The organism is Streptomyces mayonensis, assembly GCF_018982965.1.
Lineage (GTDB): Bacteria > Actinomycetota > Actinomycetes > Streptomycetales > Streptomycetaceae > Streptomyces > Streptomyces mayonensis.
The window spans coordinates 12,390-15,612 of record NZ_JACBYP010000002.1 but is presented as its reverse complement, the minus strand read 5'-3'; the positions used below and the strand labels follow the sequence as shown (position 1 = coordinate 15,612).

General features: G+C 73.2%; 4 protein-coding genes and 1 riboswitch. All 4 genes read left to right on the top strand.

The features are described from left to right. Positions 1–3 precede the first annotated feature (3 nt). On the top strand, positions 4–219 hold the full coding sequence (locus HZS56_RS01020; protein ID WP_216718703.1) for an MbtH family protein: 216 nt from the start codon (positions 4–6) through the stop codon (positions 217–219). 11 nt (positions 220–230) lie between these two features. After that, positions 231–1,478, top strand: a complete 1,248-nt coding sequence (locus tag HZS56_RS01015) for a cytochrome P450 (RefSeq protein WP_216718702.1) — start codon at positions 231–233, stop codon at positions 1,476–1,478. 140 nt (positions 1,479–1,618) lie between these two features. Next, positions 1,619–2,362, top strand: a complete 744-nt coding sequence (locus tag HZS56_RS01010) for an SRPBCC family protein (RefSeq protein WP_216718701.1) — start codon at positions 1,619–1,621, stop codon at positions 2,360–2,362. A gap of 109 nt (positions 2,363–2,471) precedes the next feature. Continuing rightward, positions 2,472–2,650: riboswitch (cobalamin riboswitch) on the top strand. A 45-nt stretch (positions 2,651–2,695) separates the two neighbouring features. Beyond that, positions 2,696–3,103 carry a (2Fe-2S) ferredoxin domain-containing protein gene (locus HZS56_RS01005; protein ID WP_216718700.1) on the top strand — a complete coding sequence of 136 codons (408 nt, stop codon included), beginning with the start codon at positions 2,696–2,698 and terminating at the stop codon, positions 3,101–3,103. Positions 3,104–3,223 lie beyond the last annotated feature (120 nt).

Below are 3,223 nucleotides of genomic sequence, written 5' to 3'. Positions count from 1 at the left end.
CCCATGACCAACCCGTTCGAGGACCAGGACGGCACCTTCCTCGTACTCGTCAACGAGGAGAACCAGCACTCGCTGTGGCCGCAGTTCGCCGACGTACCCGCCGGCTGGACCGTCGCCCACGGCCCCGACGGCCACGCCGCGTGCCTGGAGTACGTCGAGCGGTCCTGGACCGACATGCGGCCCAAGAGCCTCGCCGACGCCATGAACGCCCAGCGGTAGCGCGGGCCGCAGTGATCCCGACCGACACCACCGACGGGGCCCGCGCCGGCGCGGGCCCCGCCCGGTCCGACGACCTCGCCGCGGCCCTGCTCACGGACGAGGCCCGCCGCGACCCGTACCCCGTCTACGCCCGCATGCGGCGCGAGGACCCGGTCCACCGCAGCGCCCAGGGCATCTGGTACCTCACCCGGTACGCCGACGTCGAGGCGGCACTGGGCGACCTGCGGCTCTCCAACGACCGGGACAGGATGACCCGTGCCTACACCGCGCTCGGCGGCGACCTGAAGGCCCTCAGCCGCCTCACCGACCGGCTCGGCCGGGTGATGAGCAACACCGACCCGCCCGACCATGCCCGGCTGCGCAAGCTGGCCAACCGGGCCTTCACCGCCCGGCGCGTCGAGGCCCTGCGCGACCGGGTCCAGCGGATCGTCGACGGGCTCATCGACGAGGCGGTCGCTTCCGGGCCCACCGCGGACCTGATCGAGGCGGTCGCCTCCCCGCTGCCGATGTCCGTCGTCTGCGAGCTCTTCGGCATCCCGGACGAGGACCTCTCGCAGGTCACGTCCTGGTTCGCCCGCTTCGGCCGGCTGAGCGAGGACATCGACGCGTCCGAGGCCGCGATCGAGCAGTACGAGGAGTACCTCGCCCGGCTGGTCCGCCGCCGCCGTACCGACCCCGGCGACGACCTCATCAGCGCCCTGGTCGCCACCCAGGCCAAGGACGACCGGCTCACCGACTCCGAACTGCTGTCCACCTGCTTCGTCCTGATCACCGCGGGCGACGAAACCACCACCCACCTGGTCGGCAACGGCATGCTCGCCCTGCTGCGCCATCCCGCCCAACTGGCCCGGCTGCGGGCCGACCCGGCGCTGGCCCGCCCCGCCGTCGAGGAGCTCGCCCGCTACGACACACCGACCCAGGCGATCGTCCGGGTCGTCGCCGAGGACGTCACGATCGGCGGCCGGACCCTGCGCGAGGGCGAGTTGGTCTACCTCTTCCTCGCCGCCACCAACCGGGACCCCGAACGCTTCCAGCACCCCGACGCACTCGACCTGACCCGCCCTGGCAACCGGCACCTCAGCTTCGGCAACGGCCCGCACTTCTGCCTCGGCGGCCCCCTGGCCAAGCTCCAGGCGGAGATCGCCGTCGGCACACTGGCCCGCCGGCTGCCGCACCTGCGCCTGACCGACGAAGCGGCCCTCGACTGGCGGCCCAACCCGCTGCAGCGCCGCCTCACAGCGCTGCCCGTCACCTACTGACCCGTGAACGACTACCACCCCATGCACGACTACTACCCCCCATGCACGGCTGCACGACTGCACGGCTGTACGACGAACGACTGCCCGACCGAACGACTGCACGACCGAGTGACCGCATGACGACGAAGGAGAAAGCGACCATGGCGCGAGAGTTCGAGGTCCGCAGGGAACAGGACCTGCCCGCCCCGCCCGAACGGGTCTGGGACGCGGTCGCCACCGCGACCGGCAACCTCGGCTGGCTCTACCCCATGGAGGTCGAGCCGCGTGTCGGCGGAAAGGTGACCCGCGGCGACAGCACCGTCGTGGCGTGGGAGCCGCCGAGCCACTTCGCGGTCCGGGCGGCGCAGGACGACGAGTTCTCCAACACCCTCACCTACCGTGTCGAACCGGCCGACGGCGGCACGAGCCGCCTGCGGATGGGGATCCACTGGGTGCACACGGGTGTCGTCGACGACAGCTGGGAGTGGGACACCAAGACGGACGCGGCCGAGAAGCACGTCGACTTCTACCAGCACTCGCTGGCCGAGTACCTCAGCCACTTCGCCGGGCGCCCCGCCGTCTACGTCAAGGCGTCCCGCGCCGAACGCACCGCCGACCCCGCCGACTTCACCGCACTGCGCCGACGCCTGGGCCTCCACGACGCGTCGTGCGTGGGCGACCGGCTCTCCCTGCACCTCCCCGGCCCGGAGGGCGGCCCGACGGAGGTGGTCGTGGACTGGCTGGACCCCGACTTCGTCGGCCTGCGCGGCCCGGACGCGCTGTACCGCTTCTTCAACGGCAGTACCTGGAACTGGCCGATCTGGCTGGGCCACCACCTGTTCGCCGAGGACGCGGAGGACGGACCGGCCACCGAGGCCTGGACCGCCTGGCTCAACGGCGCCTGACCGGCGCCCCCGCGGGAACGCGGGCGGACCGACGGGCGGCGACGTGCGGGCGGAGCGGCTCCCCGGGACGGGATGAGCGGCTCCCCGGGACGGGGTGAGCGGCGCCCCGGGATGGGATGATGGCCGACGACAAAGGCGACGGCGGAACGAGGAAGCCGGTGTGAATCCGGCGCGGTCCCGCCACTGTGATCGGTGAGCGCGTCCCGACTGGCCACTGCCCGGCAGCGGGTGGGAAGGCCGGGACGCACAACGACCCGAGAGCCAGGAGACTCACGCGGTCGCCTCCTCGACGACCCCCGGGGCGGATCTCCCCGGAGAGAGGGACGGCACCGCATGCCCGCAACGCCGACCGGACGAACGACCGACGACGCGAAGGCCCGCGCGGCCGCCGGCGAACCCGTGCCGTGCCGCGTCGTCGTGTGCCGCGACTGCTGCTGCGGCAGCCCCAAGGTGACCGGCGTCGACCACGCGGCGCAGACCGAGCGGCTGCGCGCCGCGGTGCCGGTACGCGTCTCCGAGTGCCTCGACGTCTGCGACCAGGCCAACGTCGTCGTCGTACAGCCCTCGGCGGAGGGCCGGGCCGCCGGCGCCCGGCCCGTCTGGCTGGGGCTGGTCAACGACCCGGAGGCGACCGAGGACATCGCCGCCTGGGCACGTGCCGGCGGCCCGGGCGTCGCACCCCGGCCGGACATCCTCGACCTGTACGCCTTCACGCCGCCGCGGCGGCGCACGGCCTCCTGACCGTACGGACGACGGCGTCGAGCCGGGCGGACCGACCGCGTCCGTGCTGTGACGCACCGCACGACCGACCGCTGGAACTCCCTGCCCCGTCGACTCGACTCCTGGTGCGGCACGGCTCGA